This window comes from Komagataeibacter nataicola, from assembly GCF_003207795.1.
Taxonomy (GTDB): Bacteria; Pseudomonadota; Alphaproteobacteria; order Acetobacterales; family Acetobacteraceae; genus Komagataeibacter; species Komagataeibacter nataicola.
In genome coordinates this window covers 104,453-122,610 of the sequence record NZ_NIRT01000005.1, presented here as the reverse complement: position 1 = coordinate 122,610, position 18,158 = coordinate 104,453, and the positions used below count along the sequence as shown (strand labels likewise).

General features: G+C 65.5%; 12 protein-coding genes and 1 pseudogene. 3 read left to right on the top strand and 10 right to left on the bottom strand.

Going from position 1 to position 18,158, the window contains the following annotated elements; genetic code table 11:
* Positions 1–7: 7 nt before the first annotated feature.
* Positions 8–406, bottom strand: coding sequence for a cytidine deaminase (locus CDI09_RS04560; protein ID WP_078527064.1), 399 nt, complete (start codon positions 404–406; stop codon positions 8–10).
* Positions 407–484: 78 nt separating this feature from the next.
* Here CDI09_RS04560 and lysA point away from each other — a divergent pair, with 78 nt between their 5' ends.
* Entirely contained in the window at positions 485–1,855 is a 1,371-nt protein-coding gene (lysA, locus tag CDI09_RS04555) for a diaminopimelate decarboxylase (RefSeq protein WP_078527062.1), read from the top strand.
* A pseudogene (locus CDI09_RS04550) lies at positions 1,852–4,581 on the top strand (DUF4175 domain-containing protein). The gene lysA and the pseudogene CDI09_RS04550 overlap by 4 nt, the downstream one beginning before the upstream one ends.
* Positions 4,582–4,709: 128 nt before the next feature.
* On the opposite strand, the gene CDI09_RS04545 reads toward CDI09_RS04550, so the two are convergent.
* The 7 genes from CDI09_RS04545 to glmU form a co-directional block, all read right to left on the bottom strand.
* A complete protein-coding gene (locus CDI09_RS04545) occupies positions 4,710–7,331 on the bottom strand; it encodes a cation:proton antiporter (RefSeq protein ID WP_110571195.1) in 2,622 nt (873 codons plus the stop codon).
* 223 nt (positions 7,332–7,554) lie between these two features.
* Positions 7,555–8,178, bottom strand: a complete 624-nt coding sequence (locus tag CDI09_RS04540) for a thiamine phosphate synthase (RefSeq protein ID WP_078527058.1) — start codon at positions 8,176–8,178, stop codon at positions 7,555–7,557.
* Positions 8,175–8,945 (bottom strand): thiazole synthase, encoded by a 771-nt coding sequence (locus tag CDI09_RS04535; RefSeq protein ID WP_078527056.1) that lies wholly within the window; start codon positions 8,943–8,945, stop codon positions 8,175–8,177. The genes CDI09_RS04540 and CDI09_RS04535 overlap by 4 nt, the downstream gene beginning before the upstream one ends.
* A 5-nt stretch (positions 8,946–8,950) precedes the next feature.
* Positions 8,951–9,151 (bottom strand): sulfur carrier protein ThiS, encoded by a 201-nt coding sequence (gene thiS / locus CDI09_RS04530; RefSeq protein WP_078527055.1) that lies wholly within the window; start codon positions 9,149–9,151, stop codon positions 8,951–8,953.
* 22 nt (positions 9,152–9,173) lie between these two features.
* The gene (locus tag CDI09_RS04525; RefSeq protein WP_078528132.1) at positions 9,174–10,169 is read right to left on the bottom strand and encodes an FAD-dependent oxidoreductase; all 996 of its coding nucleotides are present in this window, start codon (positions 10,167–10,169) and stop codon (positions 9,174–9,176) included.
* 68 nt (positions 10,170–10,237) lie between these two features.
* Entirely contained in the window at positions 10,238–12,061 is a 1,824-nt protein-coding gene (gene glmS / locus CDI09_RS04520; RefSeq protein WP_078527052.1) for a glutamine--fructose-6-phosphate transaminase (isomerizing), read from the bottom strand.
* Positions 12,061–13,422 carry a bifunctional UDP-N-acetylglucosamine diphosphorylase/glucosamine-1-phosphate N-acetyltransferase GlmU gene (gene glmU / locus CDI09_RS04515; RefSeq protein WP_078527050.1) on the bottom strand — a complete coding sequence of 454 codons (1,362 nt, stop codon included), beginning with the start codon at positions 13,420–13,422 and terminating at the stop codon, positions 12,061–12,063. The genes glmS and glmU overlap by 1 nt, the downstream gene beginning before the upstream one ends.
* A 364-nt stretch (positions 13,423–13,786) precedes the next feature.
* Here glmU and CDI09_RS04505 point away from each other — a divergent pair, with 364 nt between their 5' ends.
* The gene (locus CDI09_RS04505) at positions 13,787–14,467 is read left to right on the top strand and encodes an HAD hydrolase-like protein (RefSeq protein ID WP_078527046.1); all 681 of its coding nucleotides are present in this window, start codon (positions 13,787–13,789) and stop codon (positions 14,465–14,467) included.
* Between the two features lie 6 nt (positions 14,468–14,473).
* On the opposite strand, the gene gyrB is transcribed toward CDI09_RS04505, so the two are convergent.
* Both gyrB and recF read right to left on the bottom strand, forming a co-directional pair.
* On the bottom strand, positions 14,474–16,942 hold the full coding sequence (gene gyrB / locus CDI09_RS04500; RefSeq protein ID WP_078527044.1) for a DNA topoisomerase (ATP-hydrolyzing) subunit B: 2,469 nt from the start codon (positions 16,940–16,942) through the stop codon (positions 14,474–14,476).
* Positions 16,943–17,032: 90 nt separating this feature from the next.
* On the bottom strand, positions 17,033–18,157 hold the full coding sequence (gene recF, locus CDI09_RS04495) for a DNA replication/repair protein RecF (protein WP_078527042.1): 1,125 nt from the start codon (positions 18,155–18,157) through the stop codon (positions 17,033–17,035).
* Between the last annotated feature and the right edge of the window lies 1 nt (position 18,158).

Below are 18,158 nucleotides of genomic sequence, written 5' to 3'. Positions count from 1 at the left end.
ACGCCGGTCAGGACAGGCTGCCCGGTCCGAAACTGTCGGGCAGCAGGTCGGCCAGCGTATGGACCACCAGCACCGCGCCCTGGGGCGAGATCATGGTGATCCTGGCCTCGGGGGGGGCGAATTCCCTTATTTTCTGCCTGCATCCCCCGCATGGCGTGCAGGCGGCCCCCGTGCCGCCACACACCACCACGCGCCGGATCTGGCGCATGCCTGCCGCCACCATGGCCGCGATGGCGCCTGCCTCGGCGCAGGTGCCCTCGGGGTAGGCCGCGTTCTCGACATTGCAGCCGGCAAAAATCCGGCCGTCCGTAGCCTCGACCGCAGCCCCTACCTGAAAGCGGGAATAGGGCGCATAGGCATGGGCCCGCACGGCCATTGCCGCCCGCGCCACGGGGTCGTGATTCATGATGGGCCTGTCCTTCCTGTTCTTTCCTGCGTCAACCACCTTGGAAGGGATGCGGCAAGGCGGTATCGTGCGGGCATCATGGCTGATACTCCCCTCCCCTGTCCCGGACAGGACCCTTCCGTCGCCGACCTTCTGGCCGTCCGTCCCGCGTTGTCAATGCACGCCATGGACGGGCTCGTGCTGGAGGATGTGCCGCTCAACGCCATAGCCGACGCGCTTGGCACGCCCACCTGGGTCATGAGCGCCGGCACGCTGCGCGCGCGCTACCGCAGGCTGGCCAATGCATTCAAGGTAACAGGCCGCCCGGTTTCCATCCATTTCGCGGTCAAGGCCAACGACCACCTGGCCGTGCTGCGCGTGCTGGCGGCTGAAGGTGCTGGCGCTGACGTGGTGAGCGGGGGCGAACTGCGCCGCGCCATGGCGGCAGGCATCCCAGCGGCCAAGATCGTGTTCTCGGGCGTGGGCAAGACCGCTGAGGAGATGCGGCTGGCGCTGCGTGCTGGCATCTTGCAGATCAATGTGGAAAGCGCGGAGGAACTCGAACTCCTCTCCGCCACGGCGCAGGCCGAGGGGCTTGAGGCGGCGGTTGCCCTGCGCATCAATCCCGATGTCGATGCGGGAACACACGCCAAGATCACCACCGGGCTTGCCAACAACAAATTCGGCATTCCCTATAACCGCGCGGTCGAACTCTATGCCCGCGCGGCCGAACTCCCCGGCATCCGCCCCGTGGGGCTGGCCATGCATATCGGCAGCCAGATCGTGCGCATGCAGCCCTACCGCACCGCCTATGCCCGGCTGGCCGAACTCGTGCACGCCATCCGCGCGCGCGGGCTGGTGGTGGAGGCGCTGGACTGCGGCGGCGGGCTTGGCATTTCCTACCGTGACGAGACCGAAGGCGCGCCCGAGGCGCTTGCCGCCGCCATTCATGCCGAACTTGGCGGACTGGGCACGCGCCTGGCCATCGAGCCGGGCCGCTGGCTGGCCGGGCCTGCGGGCGTGCTGCTGAGCACCGTCATCCTGCGCAAGCGCGGCTATGACGGCATGCCCCCCTTCCTGGTGCTCGATGCGGCCATGAACGACCTCATGCGCCCCAGCCTGTATGATGCCTGGCACGGCATCCTCCCGCTTGCGGCCCAGACTGCGGCGGCTCCGGTCGAGACGGTGCATGTGGTCGGCCCCGTGTGCGAAAGCGGCGATACCTTCGGCCACGACCGCACCCTGCCCCACATGGAAGCAGGCGCGCGCGTGGCCCTGCTGGATTGCGGGGCCTATGGCATGGTGATGAGCTCCACCTATAACGACCGCCCGCTGGCCGCGCAGGTGATGGTCGATGGCAATCGCTGGGCCGTCATCCGCCCGCGCCAGCCCGTTGAGGAACTCTGGGCCGCCGACCATGTTCCACAGTGGGTGGACAAAGCCCTTACCCCCGCTGGCGGAGGCCTATGACCGTCGGGCAGGACATCACCCGGACTGGCGGCGACCTGCCGCAACGCCTTGCCCGCGCGCGCGGGCAGGCCCGCCGCGCCCTTTGGACGGAGCGCCTGTGGCCGCTCATGCTGCCCGCCGCCAGCACGGCCATGGGGGTGGCCCTGCTGGGGCTGGCGCGCGTGCCGCAGCGCCTGCCCGACAGCGTGCATGCACTGGCGCTGCTCGGGCTGGCCGGAGCCGTCGCGTGGCGCACCTGGCGGCTGTGGCAGGCCGTAAGCCCCCCCACCGCCACCGAAACCGACCGCCGCGTGGAACAGGCCTCCGGCCTGACGGGGCAGCCGCTGCGCACCCTGCATGACCAGCCCGCCAATACCGGCACGCCTGCCCTGCATGAACTGTGGCAGCTGCATCTGCACCGCACGATGGCGGCACTCGAGCACCTGCGTGGCGGCTGGCCGCATCTGCGCCTGCCTGCCTCGCAATGGATGCGCGCGGCCCCCGTGCTCGCGGTGCTGCTGGCCGGAGGGATCGCCTGGACCGGCCCCCACGCAGCCAGCCGCATCACGGCCGCTTTCCTGCCTGGCATGGATGATGCCGATGCCCCTGCCCCGCAGGTCAATGCCTGAATCACCCTGCCCGACTACGCGCCCGGCGCCCCGGTCTTTCTTGATGCCACCCATGCCACCGCCACCATTCCCGCAGGGGCCGTGCTGAGTGTTACGCTGAACGGGCTGGATGGCACACCCGCCCTGCGCATGCAGCCCGGCCAGTCCGGCCCCGCCATTGGCCCCCATGCCTTTCACGCGCTGGGCAGGGCAAGCTGGAGCGCGCAGACCATGCTTCTGGCCAGCGGCACGCTACGCCTGCGTGGCCGCGGGCGCACGCTGGCGCAATGGAACCTGCACGTAACCCCCAATCCGCCACCCGATGTTGCCTGGGGACCAAACCCGGGCAGCAGCGAGGGAGAATGGCGCACGCGCCTGCCCTACCATGTGGCCCAGCCCTACGGCATTGCCAGCCTGCATGCCGAGATGGTCATGCCCGGCAGCCCGAACATCATCCTGCGCGTACCCCTGCCGCTCAACGGCCAGCCCCGCACGGCTGATGGCGTGGCGACGCCCGACCTGTCAGACAATCCATGGGCAGGCGAGGACGTGACCGCCCGCCTGGTGGCAACCAGCCACAGCGGCACGACCGCAACCTCCGCCCCCATAAAGCTGCGCCTTGGCGCGCGCGTGTTCCATAATCCCGTTGCCAAGGCCATTCTGGACATTCGCAGGCGCGTCGCCCTGCACCACGAAAACCGGGCCCAGGCCGCGCGCGAGCTGGTGGGGCTGGGCCAGGCCGATACCGTACTAACGCACCATGTCGGCCTGTTGCTGGGCCTGACCAGCACCGCCGCCCTGCTGGGCAGCGAGGATGTGAGCGATGAGGCCGCCATTGCCCAGGCCACCGCGCGGCTGTGGTTTCTGGCCCTCGATGTGGAGCATAACCGCCGCGATATTGATAACGAACAGGCGGATTTTGGCGTAAAGGCCGCGCAGGAGGCAGTGCGCCAGCAGCTTGAGCACATGCGCGAGATGGGGCCAAAGGGGCAGGATGCCGACCAGCAGGCCGAACTCCAGCACCGCATGCAGGCCCTCAAGGATGCGATCGCACGCAAGATGCAGGCGCTGGGCCAGCATTCCGCCATTCCCGCCATGCCGGAAATGACCATGCAGGGCGAGCAGAATCTGAGCCAGATGATGCAGCAGCTGCAGGACGACGCCGCATCGGGCCGTGATGCCGACGCCATGCAGAAACTCCAGCAGATGGAGGACATGGCCGAGGGCATCCGCAACGCAACCCCGCAGGACATGATGCAGCTCGCCCAGCAGATGCAGGCCCGCCAGCAGGCGCGCGAACTGCGCCGCGACCTGCGCGATCTGGTCACCCGCCAGTCGCAGCTGCTCGATCACGCCCAGTCGCGCCTTGACCGGGACCAGCGCCAGCGTGAACGTGATGCCGCCAGCCGCCAGACCGACATGGATGAGGATGAAGGCGAGCTGTCCTCCATGTCCACCGCCGACCTGCTGCGCCAGCTTGGCATCACGCCCCAGGGCAGCGCCCCGGCCGCGCCGCAGGCAGGCCCGCCCCCGCCACCAGGCATGACACCCGAGGCCCGCGCCGCCCAGCAGCATGCCGACCGCGCCGTGCAGCACGCCCTCGCGCGCGCCCTGCATGAGCTCCAGCGCGAGTTCAGGCAGGCGATGGGCAAGGACATGCCCGCCCTCGACAAGGCCCAGACCGACATGAAAGCGGTGCGCGCCGCCCTTGCCGCGGGCAAGGACCCGGAGGCTGCGGCAGCGGAGAAAAAAGTGCTGGCCGACCTGCAGCAGGGCAACCAGCAGATGCGCCAGTCCATGCACAGCCAGAGTGGCAAGGGAACCGTAAGCGTGCTGCTGCCCATGGTGTCTGACGACGGCAAGGGCAAGGGCTCCCGAGGCAGTGGCGGCAACCAGTCCGGCGACCCGGATGATGAGGATGACGAACAGCAGCAGGCCGGTGACAAGGGCGATCGTGACCCGCTTGGCCGCAAGAGCGGCGGCACCCATAGCGGGATGGATAACGACACCCACCTGCCTGACAATGCCAGCCGTGAACGCGCGCGCGAGATCGAGCAGGAACTGCGCCGCCGCGATGCCGACCGCACCCGCCCGCCAGAAGAACTCGAATATCTCGACCGCCTGCTCCGCCCGTTCTGAACACGACGTTCAGGCGGGAGGGGACAGGAAGCGGCTATTTTTTAAGAAATAGTGGCGGTTGACGAAGCTTTTTTGAAACAGGCTTCACCAGAAAATTTCTTCTGTTTCAGGGATGTTTCCCGGCGGCTTCAGGCATTGCCTGAGCCGCTCTTGCGCACCGGTATGGCCTGTGTCACCGGGGCCGTGGCGAGGTCGATCGCATCATAGGAGGGCGTGCGACCCGCCATTTCCGCGCCATCACCGGGCAGAAGCTGCGCATCGGGCAGTTCGCCCCTGGCGCGGGCCTGTATCAGGCGCTGGAGGTTTTCACCGATATGGGGATAATCCTCGACCAGCTTGCGGAAGTCACGCGCGCTCATGGTCATGAAATGCCCGAACTGCAACGACCGGCTGGTCGCGGCCACGCGCTCGTCCTTCAGCGCCTCCTCGCCGCCGAGCACAGCACCAGCCCCGAAGCGCACATCATGCTTGGGGTAATGCGTCTCGGCCAGGCCCGCGCTGATGAAATAGACCGTGCGCACCTTCTGCCCCTTGCGGTACAGCCGCTCGCCCGGCGTGGAGAAATGGATCGACATCTTCATGGCAATGTCATGCAGCACGCCATCGGCCACGCCCTCAAAGAGGGGGAAATTGTGGATACGGCTTTCAATACCCGCGCGGATGTTGAACTTGAGCCGGAAATCAAGCTGCTCGCGCCTGTGTTCCACATCGCGGTGCAGTTCGCGGTGCAGTTCCTCGCTCAGCAGCGATTCCGACATCAGGGTGTCGTATTTTTCCTCTTCCAGCCTGAGCGCAATCTGGCGCAGCATCCGGTTTTCCAGCGCCTCGGAATACCCGTGATAATGCAGCCGCAGGGTCTGTAGCGCCTCATCAAGCAGCTTGCACTGCCGGCCCAGCACCTCGCCCACAATCTCGCTGATACGGACACCGAGCGTAGGCTCCATGCGCTGGCGCATGAAGCGCGTGAGCGACAGCGAGACGAAATAGCCGATCATCAGCATCTCGAAACGCTCCATCATGCAGTACATGAGAGGCGTATCAAAATTGAAGCGGTGATGGATGAACTGCGCCACGCGAAAGCGCAGCGAGGGCCGCAGCCTGCGCCGCAGCGCGCGCACATAGCCAAAGCGGCCCTCAAGGCGCGCGCCATCCACCATGGCCTCGGCCGAGCGCAGCAGCGTTTCCATCACCCGGCGCGACAGGCCCTGAATGCGGAACAGGTCAAGCAGGATGGAGCGCTCGCGGTTGGCGATCACGATCAGGGCAAGTGTCACGCGCTGGCGGTCGCCAAGTGCGGTATCGAATGTGTTGGCCTGCTCCTCGGAATGGACGCGCCGGTCGAGCACATCGACCACGGTGCTGGTCACGTTGGGAGAAAAGCCGAGTTCGCCCGCCACGTCGCGCGTCTGGTCACGCACTTCGCCGAGGCCGATGGCCAGGATCTGGTGGCGCAGCGCCTGGTCGATCAGCGGCAGCTGGTCAAGCTTGAGGAACAGCACGAGGTAGCGCAGCGACAGCCCGTTGACGAATAGCGTGATCAGCACGAACCCCGTGGCGATAATGCCGATGAAGTGCGCGATACTGCTCGAGACATGCTCGTTTTCCGTCACTGCCAGCGCCAGCGCCAGCGTGATGGCCCCGCGCAGGCCGCCCCACACCATCGTCACCTTGAAGGGCGTGGGCACAGGCGGCGACAGCCTGGTGGCGGCAAGGACGGGCAGCATGCCAAACACCACCGCCCCGCGCGCGAGCAGCCCCGCGCCCGCCGCGACAAGGATCAGCACGCAGTCCCACTTCGTCATGCCCACAAGCAGGCGCGGCACCAGCATCGAGGCCAGCACGAACACCAGCGACCCCGCCCAGAACACAAGCTGCTGCCACAACTCGTTGAGAAACCGCCAGGTCTGGGGCCGGAAGGTGGACGGGCCATAGATGGAAATGGTCAGCCCCGAGGCCGCCGTGGCCACCACGCCGGAAAAACCAAGGAATTCATCGCAGACGATATAGGACAGGTAGGGCAGCGCGACCGTCAGCGTCACCTCGGCCGCGGGGGCTGCGCCAAGTGCCGGGATCATCATGAGCACCAGCCGCCCGAACAGCACGCCAATGATGAGCGCGCCGATGAACGAGACCAGAAACTCCAGCACCGCCCCGCCCAGCATGATCTTGTGGTGCGAGGTGATGGAGCCGAGCAGGATGGTGAAGATGGAAATGGCTGCCGCGTCATTGAGCAGCGCCTCGCCTTCCACAAGGCGGGTCAGGCGGCTTGCCGCTCCGATTTCCTTGAAGATGCCCGCCACCGCCGACGGGTCGGTCGTGGCCACGATGGAGCCAAGCAGCAGACACACCGCAAGCGGCATGCCCGACAGCGGATAGAGCGCGAAACCGATGGCGGCGGTGGAAACGGCAACGGCCACCACGGCCAGCAGCAGCACGGTGGCGGTTTCATGCGCGAGCCTGCGCACGTCAATGCCCAGTGCGCCCTGAAACACCAGTATGGGCAGGAAGATGAGCAGGAACGCTTCGCTGTTAAGCGGAAAATCCAGCAGCGTTTCCGCCGCGCCATTGAATATTTCCAGATGGCTGTTGCGCAGCACCAGATCGGCCGCGCCACCGATCACGATGCCCACGATGGCAAGCAGCACGGTTTCGGACAGCTCGAGGCGGCGGGCAAGCGGCTGGACCGCGCTGACCACGACAAGCAGCACGGCAATCGCCATCAAGATTGCTGCCAGACCCGCTATCTCCATTCAAAATCCCCGCCTTCCGGCCACATCATATAATAGGCCAACCCTAGCGACCGACCATGAACAGATTATGTTCATTGCGTATCGGCGCGGCAGAATTCGGCGTCATGAAACCAATATCTGGCCGTAAAAGGCATTCCTTCAAGGACCAGTGTCGTCAGTACCAATAATGCCACAGAAGCGTTGCATGAACAACACAACGCCAATCACATTATGTTCCACTTTTTCACAGGATCTCTCCCGCGCGGGTGGCGGCAAGCCAGGCCTTTACCTGCCCCGCCGGGTCGGGCATGCGAATGAAATCCGACACGGCCGAGACACAGTCCGCCCCCGCCGCAATGCATGAAGGCGCACGCTCGAGCGTAATGCCGCCAATCGCCACCAGCGGCAGGTCACCGATGCGCTGCTTCCACACGGTCAGTTTTTCCGTGCCCTGTGGTCCCCACGGCATTTTTTTCAGCTTGGTGGGCCAGACCGGCCCAAGGGCCACGTAATCGGGCCGGACCGAAAGCGCGCGCTCGAGTTCCGCCTCGCTATGGGTGCTGACACCCAGCCTGATCCCGGCGGCACGGATGGCGGGCAGGTCCGCCGTATCAAGATCTTCCTGCCCCAGATGGATGTAATCCACCCCTTCCGCGATCGCGATGCGCCAGTAATCATTGAGCACGAGGCACACGCCATGCTGCCGCGCCTGCGCAATGCCCGCGCGGATTTCGCGCAACAGGTCTGCCTGCGCCATATCCTTGAGGCGCAACTGGATCAGTTTCGCGCCCGCCTGGCCAAGCTGGCCAACCCAGCGGGCTTCGTCGACAACCGGATAGATGCGCGACGGCAGCGGGGCGTGGCTCATAGCACGGCCTGCCCGATAACGGGGGTGGAGGGTACGGCCATGTCGCGTTCTTCCATCGGGTCGGCAATATAGGCCATGCGTCCGGCCTCGACCGCCATGGCGAAGGCACGGGCCATTTCCGCCGGGTTGCCCGCCTTGGCCACTGCCGTGTTGATGAGTACCGCATCATAGCCCAGCTCCATGGCCTGTGCGGCATGAGAAGGCACGCCAATGCCTGCATCCACCACCATCGGCACATCGGGGAAATGTGCACGCAGCGCGCGCAGGCCAAACAGGTTGTTCAGCCCCTTGCCCGAACCGATCGGCGCACCCCAGGGCATCAGCACCTCGCAGCCCGCGCGCAGCAGGCGCTCGGCGCCCACCAGGTCCTCGGTCATGTAGGGGAAGACCCTGAAGCCGTCCTCGGTCAGGATACGGGCAGCCTCGACAAGGGCGAACATGTCGGGCTGCAATGTGTCGGATTCGCCAATTACCTCGAGCTTGATCCAGTCGGTGCCGAACACCTCGCGCGCCATCTGCGCGGTGGTCACGGCCTCGCGCACGGTGTGGCAGCCCGCCGTATTGGGCAGCACGGGCACGTCAAGCCCGCGGATCAGCTCCCAGAATGCCTGGCCTGCGCGCCCGCCCGCCGCCTCGCGCCGCAGCGAGACGGTCACCACCCCGGCCCCGGCCCGGCGTACGGCATCAGCCAGGATTTCAGGCGAGGGATACTGCGCCGTGCCCAGCATCAGGCGCGACGACAGTTCAGTGCCATAGAAAAGGGTCATTGCGGTTATCCTCCCTGCATGGGGGCCAGAATTTCCACCTGCGCGCCCTCGTGCAGCGCAAAGCCCGCGCGGCGGGTGGCCGCGACAAAGCAGCCATCCACCGCCGTGGCGATGCGGGTCGTGGCGTCATAGCCCATCTCGTCAAGCAGGGCGTTCAGGGTTGTGGCCCGCACGTCATGGCGCTCGCCATTTACCAGTATCTGCATGGAACGCTCCTGTAGGGGCTGCTCACGCCGCGCCGAACACGATATCGGCCGCCTCCGCTGCCCGCACGGGCGAGAGCAGGAAGCCGTGGCGATACATGCCGTTAATATGGATGTGCCGCCCCTCATGGCGCACGGCAGGCATGTTGTCAGGGTAGGAGGGGCGCAGGCCTGTGCCGGTTTCGAGTATCTCGGCCTCGCCAAAGGCGGGGTGCAGGGCATAGACCGCACCCAGCATTTCAACCATCGAGCGCAGGGTCATGGGGCCTGCGTTTTCGCTCTCGATCATGGTCGCCCCCACCATGTACACATGGTCGGCCCGGGGCACGATGTAAATGGGAATGCGCGGATGCAGCATGCGCACCGGGCGGTGCAGCGTCACGTCGGGGCAACGCAGCAGCAGCATCTCGCCGCGCACGCCGCGCATGTCGGTCAACTGATCGCGCGCGGCGATGCCGGTGCAGTCCACCACCCAGTCAAAGCCCGCGGGCCGTTCATCCACCGGCACGTTGAAACGGATTTCACCGCCAAGCCCGACCACGCGCGCGGCCAAAGCCGCCAGCGCATCACGCGGGTTGACGTGGCCCTCGCCCGCAAAGAACAGCGCGCGCGAGAAGCGATCGGCCAGGTCCGGCTCAAGCCGGGTGATCTCGGCCTCGCCAATGGTGTCGTAATGCGAGGTGCGGCGGCCAAAGCGCATGATCTCGCGCACATCCCGCGGGGGAGCAAGGACCAGCGTGCCGTTGCGGTCCACGCCGGGCACGTGCGCATCCCACCAGTCAAGCGAGGCGAGGGACTGGGCGGTCACCTCCGGCGTTGCGGATTCGGCCTCGCACCACGGGGCGAGCATGCCGCCCGCCTTCCATGAGGCGCCCCAGCCCACGCGCGGGCCACATTCATGCACCACCACCCGCGCGCCACGCCCGGCCAGGGTCACAGCCGCCGTCAGCCCCGAAACCCCCGCGCCCCGCACCAGAACGCGCGGACCCGACCCTTGGGAGAATGCCGTTGGTGCCGTCATGTGCTTGCCGTGCCCCTGTGCTGGTTCATCCATGCTGGCGGCGAGTGTGCCAGCGTGCCTGCGCGTGTCTATTCAACAGTAACGGATTTGGCCAGATTCCGTGGCTGGTCCACATCCGTGCCTTTGATGAGAGCCACCTCATAGGCCAGAATCTGCACCGGAATGGTCTGCAGGATAGGTGCGACAAACTCATCCACCGTCGGGATCGCCACCACGCATTCCGCGATCTCGCGCAGGCGGGGCGCGCCCGCCATGTCGGTAAACACCAGCAGGCGGCCACCACGGGCCTTGGCTTCCTGCAGGTTGGACAGCGTTTTTTCAAACAACGGCCCCGACGGCACGGTGGCCACGACCGGCACGGTGCTGTCGATCAGCGAAATGGGGCCATGCTTCATCTCGCCCGCGGCATAGGCCTCGGCGTGGATATAGGTGATTTCCTTGAGCTTGAGCGCCCCTTCGAGCGCCACGGGGAACATGGCGCCGCGCCCCAGATACAGCACATCGCGCGCACCAGCCACGATGGCGGCCATGCAGCGGATCTCGTCATGGCGCTCGAACACCTCGGTCGCCTTGCTTGGCAGGTCGAGCAGGCTGGTCACCATCTGCTCTTCACGCGCCGCGTCGATCATGCCGCGTGCGCGGGCAAAGGCGATGGTCAGGCACGCCAATACCGAAAGCTGCGCCGTGAATGCCTTGGTGCTCGCCACCGAGATTTCGGGGCCTGCCACGGTGCCGAGCACGGCATCGCTTTCCCGCGCCATGGTGCTCTGCTCCACATTGAGCACCGAGACGATATGCTGCCCCGCCGCCCGCATGCCGCGAAGCGCCGCCAGGGTATCCGCCGTCTCGCCTGACTGCGAGATCAGCAGCCCCAGACCGCCGCCGACCAGCGGCGGGTTGCGGTAGCGCATCTCGCTCGCCACGTCGATATCGACCGGCAGGCGGGCATACTGTTCGATCCAGTAGCGCCCGATCATGCCCGCATAGAACGCCGAGCCGCAGGCGGTGATGACGGCGCGGGGAATGGTGGCAAGGTCAAACGGCAGGTCGGGCATTACCACGCGGCGGATGGCGGGGTCGATCAGGCGCTGGAGCGTCTGGCCGATCACCACCGGATGCTCGTGCAGTTCCTTTTCCATGTAATGCCGATAGCCATCCTTGCCCACCGCGGCCGCGATCAGCGCCGTCAGCCTGACCGGGCGCTCGACCGGCTTGCCCGCCATGTCAAAGAACGCAGCGCCAGAGGGGGTGATGACGACCCAGTCCCCATCATCAAGATAGGCGATGCGCCGGGTCAGCGGGGCAAGCGCCAGGCTGTCGGAGCCGAGGAACATCTCGTTATCGCCAAAGCCCACCACAAGCGGCGCGCCATGCCGCGCGCCGATGACCATGCCGTCATGACCTGCGAAGATCATGGCCAGCGCATAGGCCCCCTCCAGCCGCCTGAGGCATTCATGCGCCGCCTCACGCGGGGAAAGGCCGCGCTGCAGATGGTAGTCGACCAGCTGGGCGATGGTCTCGCTATCGGTATCGGTCGAGAAGACCTGGCCTGCCGCCTCAAGCTCGCGGCGCAGTTCCTCGAAGTTCTCGATAATGCCGTTATGCACCACCGAAACGCGTTCCGTGCCATGCGGGTGGGCGTTGTTCTCGGTTGGCGCGCCATGAGTGGCCCAGCGCGTGTGGCCAATGCCGGTTACGCCGGGCAGCGGCACGCGGGCAAGCAGGGAGGCCAGATGGTCGAGCTTGCCCGCCGCCCGGCGGCGCTCGACATGGCCGTCCTCCAGTGTTGCGATACCGGCGGAATCATAGCCACGATATTCCAGCCGCCGCAGGGCATCGAGAATGACCGGCGTGGCCTGATTGCTGCCAACAACCCCTACAATGCCACACATCAGCCCTGTTCCTTCCTGTTCTTCAGCCGCTGGCGGAACACGCGGGCATAACCCACCTTGTCCGCCTGCCGCGCCCGGCCAATGGCCAGCGCATCATCCGGTACGTCATGGGTAATTACGCTGCCCGCCGCCGTAATCACCCCTTTACCCAACCGCACGGGGGCGACAAGCACCGAATCCGACCCGATGAAGCTCCCGGCCCCGATTTCCGTGCGATGCTTGAACACGCCATCATAATTGCACGTAATGGTGCCCGCGCCGATATTGGCCGCAGCCCCCACCGTGGCATTGCCCAGATAGGTCAGATGGTTGGCCTTGGCCCCCGCGCCGAGCGTGGTGGCCTTGAGCTCAACAAAATTGCCCACGCGCGCGCCTGTTCCCACATCGGTGCCAGGCCGCAGGCGGGCATAGGGGCCGATCTGGGCATCGGGACCGATGGTTGCTCCCTCAATGTGCGAGAACGCATGGATTTCCGTGCCGCGCCTGACATGCACGCCCGGCCCGAACACCACATGGGGGTGGATCACCGTATCGGGCTCGAACACCGTATCGGCGCACAGGAATACGGTATCGGGGGCCACGAGGGTCGTGCCGCCTGCCATGGCCGCAAGGCGCAGGCGGGCCTGCACGCAGGCTTCGGCCTGGGCAAGTTCGGCCCGCGAGTTGATGCCGCGCAGTTCATCCTCAGGTGCCACGACAGCCCGCACCTTGCGCCCTTCGGCCACGGCACGCGCCACGACATCACCCAGATAATATTCGCCCTGCGCGTTATTATTATCAATTTCTGCAAGCCAGCGCCCGAAATCGGCAGCATCAGCGCACAGTACGCCCGCATTGCACAGGCCAATGCCGCGTTCGGCGGGCGTGGCATCCGCCCATTCCACAATCCGCTGCACCAGCCCGTCGCGCGTGACCACACGGCCGTAGCGCGCGGGATCAGCCGGTTCCATGGCCAACAGGGCAAGGCCGGTATCATCGCTGCGGCGCCGGGCCAGCAGGGCACGCATGGTGCCCGGCGTTATCAGCGGGTTATCGCCATACAGCACCGCCACATCACCCGTGCCAAACGCGGCCTCGGCCTGGCGGGCGGCATGGCCCGTGCCCAGGCGGTCATGCTGCACCACCACCGCGTGCGGGGCGGCGAGGGCTGCCACATCAGCCATGTCCGGCCCGGCGACGACAACAATCCGGTCAAACACTTCGGCTGCATTATCAATCAGGTAGCGCAGCATGGGCTGCCCCGCGAGCGGATGCATGACCTTGGGCCGCTCCGATTTCATGCGCGTGCCGCGACCGGCCGCCAGAATGATGGCGGTGGACATGGGCGAGGCGGATATAGCGGTCTTTGTGTCGGTGTTCATGGCAGTGTGCGGGTACTCCGCACCTGACTGCCCTGTCAAACCCTTATCCGCGCGGGGGCGCATCACTTCGAATGTCGGAGTGCTACGGCACGACCGCCCGAAAAGAACAGGTTGATAAGAAACATGAAATTTTGCAGCTCCCATTTGTTCAACAGGACAGGCCTCAATAATACCCTGAAATTGTAAAAGGTTTTGGTGAAGCTTTTTTCAAAAAGCGCTGGAGCACTGAAGCCTGCCTGGACAAAGGCGACACCCAAAAAAATTTTCTTCCTTTTTATCAATGACATACGTTCAGACAATCTCTTATGACTTGCAGGCCATTGCGTGGTGAGGCTTGCTGAACGCCAGACAGTCAAAGGCGTTCATGATGACATCATCCCTCCCCCGTCTGGCAGTTTTTGATATGGATGGCACGCTCATCGACAGCCTGCCCGATCTTGCGACCTGCGCCGACTGGCTGCTGTCGCAATACGGCCTGCCGGGCATAACACCCGCCGCAGTGCGCCCGATGATTGGTGATGGGGTGGCCGTGCTGGTCAGCCGCCTGCTCGACCATGCTGGCCCCGCCGCCGCCCGCATCGACCGCCCTGAGGCCATTGCCCGCTACATGGCCCGTTACACCCCGCATTCAACCGATCGCTCCCGCTCCTTTCCCGGCACGGTCGCAGCACTGGCGGCGTTGCGCGAGGCGGGCTGGCACATGGCGGTGTGCACCAACAAGCCTGTTGCGGCGGCGCGGCATATCCTCAAGGTCATGGACCTGGAAAAATGGTTCGTCAGTGTAGGCGGAGGTGACAGCTTTGGCGTGCGCAAGCCCGACCCGCGCCACCTGCTGGGCACCATTGAACAGGCGGGCAGCACCCCTGCCCGCGCCATCATGACCGGCGACCACCATAACGACGTGGCCAGCGCCATCGGCGCGCATGTGCCCGTCGTGTTCGCCCGCTGGGGCTACGGGCGACCGGAAATGGAAGCCGGAGCCACGGTCGGCGCCGATTCCATTACCGAACTGCCGCATCTGGCAGGTGAATTGCGGCCTGCCTGAGCGCGATCACACGTCGAGATTGGCGACCTTGAGCGCATTGCCAACGATAAAGTCACGGCGTGGTTCCACCACATCGCCCATCAGGGTGGAGAAGACCTGCGCCGCGTTTTCAATATCGCCCACCTTGACCTGCAACAGCGTGCGCATGGCGGGGTCGAGCGTGGTTTCCCACAACTGCTCGTCATTCATCTCGCCGAGGCCCTTGAAGCGGTTGATCGACAGGCCCTTGCGGCCCTGCGCCAGAATCCGCTCATACAGCGAGGCCGGACCGTGGAAGGCGTGCGGCGTGCCATCAAGCACCAGGCTGACAGGGCCTGCAAAATCCTTCACCAGCCGCTCATGGCGCTCGGCCAGCCAGCGCACTTCCGCGCTGCGCAGGGTGGTGGCCTCAAGCCGGTAGACCTCGCCCACGCCGCGCACGCTGCGCGCCATTTCCAGCCCGCTTTCGCTTACAGCCACTTTCCACCCACGCTCGGCAGGCGGCGAGATGGCATCAAGCCGCGCCTGCAGGTCCACAATACGCTCGGGCACCGTGTTCAGGTCCGGGCGCAGCACGCCCGCAATGGCCGCCTGTTCCAGAATCCACACCGGCACGCGGGCCGACAGGAGCGAGAGCGCGCGCGTTACGTCACGGATGAAATGCACCTCGGCGCGCATGGCCTCCCCCTGCACCTCACGCCCATCGGCATAATGCAGCGCCGCATTGGCCAGCGCCTTGTCGAGCAGGTAGGATTCAAGGGCCGCGTCATCCTTGAGGTAACGCTCGTCATTGCCGCGCTTGGCGCGGTACAGCGGTGGCTGGGCGATATACAGGTACCCGTTCTCGATCAGCTCGGGCATCTGGCGGAAGAAGAAGGTGAGCAGCAGCGTGCGGATGTGCGAGCCATCCACGTCGGCGTCGGTCATGATGACAATGCGGTGATAGCGCAGTTTCTCGATCGAGAAGCCGCCATGCTCCACATCGCCCCGCCCGATGCCGGTGCCGAGTGCCGTAATCAGCGTGCCGATTTCAGCCGAACCGAGCATGCGGTCAAAGCGCGCGCGCTCCACGTTCAGGATCTTGCCCTTGAGCGGCAGAATAGCCTGGAAACGCCGGTCACGCCCCTGCTTGGCCGTGCCACCTGCCGAATCACCCTCGACGATGAACAGTTCGGATTTGGCCGGGTCGCGCTCCTGGCAGTCCGCAAGCTTGCCGGGCAACGAGGAAATATCAAGCACACCCTTGCGCCGGGTAAGTTCACGCGCGCGGCGGGCGGCCTCACGGGCGGCGGCGGCATCCATCACCTTGGCCACGATGTGCCGGGCTTCCTTGGGGTGGGTCTCGAACCAGTGGGAGATCATGTCAGCGGCGGCGGCATGCACCACCGGCTGCACCTCGGACGAGACCAGCTTGTCCTTGGTCTGCGATGAGAATTTGGGGTCGGGCACCTTGACCGAGAGCACGGCGGTCAGGCCCTCGCGCATGTCCTCGCCGTTCAGGGCGTGGCTGTCCTTCTTGGTGGCGTTGGCCTCGGCATAGCGGCCCACCACGCGGGTCAGCGCCTGGCGGAAGCCCGCCAGATGCGAGCCGCCATCACGCTGGGGGATGTTGTTGGTGAAGCACAGCATGGTTTCATGGAAGCTGTCATTCCATGTCAGCGCAAACTCGACCTTGATGCCGTTTTCCTCGTTCTGGAGGCTGCCGGTAATGGGCGGATTCACGATGGCGGTCTTGCCCTGATCGAGCCATTCCACAAAGGCGCACAGGCCGCCCTCGTAATAAAATTTCTCCTCGCGCGCAGGTTCGTGCCGCTCATCGCGCAGCACGATTTTCAGCCCGGAATTGAGGAAGGCCAGCTCGCGCAGGCGGCGCTCGAGAATCGGGAACTCGAACTCCACCTTGGCAAAGGTCTCGGCACTTGGCTTGAAGGTGACCTGCGTGCCGCGCGGCTCGGAGCTTTCACCCACCACGCGCAGCGCTTCATCACGTTCACCGCCCTGAAAGCGGATGACATGCTCCTTGCCATCGCGCCAGATACGCACTTCCATCCATTCGGACAGGGCATTGACCACCGCGGCGCCCACGCCGTGCAGACCACCGGAAACCTTGTAGGAATTCTGGTTGAACTTGCCGCCCGCATGCAGCTTGGTCAGCACCACTTCCGCAGCGCTCACCCCTTCCTCATGGTGCATGCCGGTAGGAATACCGCGCCCGTCATCGCGCACGGTCACACTGCCATCACCATTGAGGGTGACGACGCAGCCGGTGGCGAAACCGGCCTGCGCCTCATCCACCGCGTTATCAATGATCTCAAAGGCCATGTGGTGCAGGCCCGAGCCGTCATCGGTATCACCAATATACATGCCGGGGCGCTTACGCACCGCATCCAGCCCCCGCAGCACCGAGATGGATGCCTCATCATAATCAGGCACGGGCGCTACTGTACCCCTGGCCTCGGCATCGTGTTTCTGATCGGGACTGGATTGATCGGACATGCCGGCAGATGCTCCACAGCGGATAACAACAAAATATCAGAATGCATTATAGCCCCAACCGCCCGGCGGAACCAGCATTCCCCACGCAAATCAGGCCTCATGGGCAAGATTACCCGCGCCTGGTGTCTCGAATGCGGCACGGCCACGCAGCGGGGCGAACTGTTCGGCGTCCGTTCCGGTCAGGAACACGCCAGTGCGCATGCGGCCCACGGCGCGGAACAGGGCCTGCCTGCGGGCTTCATCCAGATGCACCAGCGGCTCATCGAGCAGAAGCATGGGCACCTGCCCCCGGCACGCGGCAAGGATGCGCGCATGCGACAGCACGATGCCCAGCAGCAGCGCCTTCTGCTGGCCGGTGCTGGACTGGGCGGCGGCGCGTCCGCTCACCCGGTCGGCCATGGCAAGGCCTGTGCGGTGCGCACCAAAACGGCTACCGCCGCGCTGGCGGTCAATACCGCGCGTATGCGCGATCTGCCCGGCCAGCCAGTCCTCCACCGCAAGGGCTGGCTGGGTGGCCAGATGGGCGGCAATATCGCATTCAAGTTCCAGCCGGGCGGCGGGAAAACCATCGGCCAGCGCCTGTTCATCGGTATTGAGGCGGCTGACCATGTCCATCCGCGCGGCCACGGTGGCTACCGCATGGCGGGCCATGGTGTGCTCAAGGGCGGCAAGCCAGCCGGAATCGGGGTTGCGCTGGGCCAGCAGGCGGCTGCGCTGCGCCATGGCGCGGTCATGGGCTGCGAGTTCACGGGCATGGCCGGGTTCAAGCGCCTGCACCAGCCGGTCGAGAAAACGCCGCCGCCCCCCTGCCCCTTCAAGGAACAGGCGATCCATCTGCGGCGTGATCCATACGGCCGAGAAATATTCGCCAACGCCATCGCGGTTGCGCAGCGCCTGTCCGTCCACCCGGAACACCCGGCGCTCGGGTCGCAATGGATCGGCCCCTGTTGCGAGTTGCACGGACAGGGCCTCATCCCCGTCCATCGCCTCCACCTGCGCTGCAACACCCCACAGGGCCGCGCCATGGCGGGGCAGTTCATCCATGCGCGCGCCCCGCAACCCACGACCGGGAACGAGCAGCGACACGGCTTCAAGCAGATTGGTCTTACCGCTGCCATTCGGCCCGGTAATGACCGTAACCGGCTGCGCCGCCTGCCATGACAGGCGGCGATAGTTCCGGAAATCCGTCAGCGTCAGCCGCGTTATACAGGCCATG

Coding starts and splice junctions, on each gene's coding strand:
- lysA (WP_078527062.1), top strand. CDS start 485: ATGGCTGATACTCCCCTCCCCTGTCCCGGACAGGACCCTTCCGTCGCC.
- recF (WP_078527042.1), bottom strand. CDS start 18,157: ATGGCCTGTATAACGCGGCTGACGCTGACGGATTTCCGGAACTATCGC.
- CDI09_RS04540 (WP_078527058.1), bottom strand. CDS start 8,178: ATGAGCCACGCCCCGCTGCCGTCGCGCATCTATCCGGTTGTCGACGAA.
- glmU (WP_078527050.1), bottom strand. CDS start 13,422: ATGAACACCGACACAAAGACCGCTATATCCGCCTCGCCCATGTCCACC.
- gyrB (WP_078527044.1), bottom strand. CDS start 16,942: ATGTCCGATCAATCCAGTCCCGATCAGAAACACGATGCCGAGGCCAGG.
- CDI09_RS04545 (WP_110571195.1), bottom strand. CDS start 7,331: ATGGAGATAGCGGGTCTGGCAGCAATCTTGATGGCGATTGCCGTGCTG.
- CDI09_RS04535 (WP_078527056.1), bottom strand. CDS start 8,945: ATGACCCTTTTCTATGGCACTGAACTGTCGTCGCGCCTGATGCTGGGC.
- CDI09_RS04560 (WP_078527064.1), bottom strand. CDS start 406: ATGAATCACGACCCCGTGGCGCGGGCGGCAATGGCCGTGCGGGCCCAT.
- CDI09_RS04525 (WP_078528132.1), bottom strand. CDS start 10,169: ATGACGGCACCAACGGCATTCTCCCAAGGGTCGGGTCCGCGCGTTCTG.
- CDI09_RS04505 (WP_078527046.1), top strand. CDS start 13,787: ATGATGACATCATCCCTCCCCCGTCTGGCAGTTTTTGATATGGATGGC.
- thiS (WP_078527055.1), bottom strand. CDS start 9,151: ATGCAGATACTGGTAAATGGCGAGCGCCATGACGTGCGGGCCACAACC.
- glmS (WP_078527052.1), bottom strand. CDS start 12,061: ATGTGTGGCATTGTAGGGGTTGTTGGCAGCAATCAGGCCACGCCGGTC.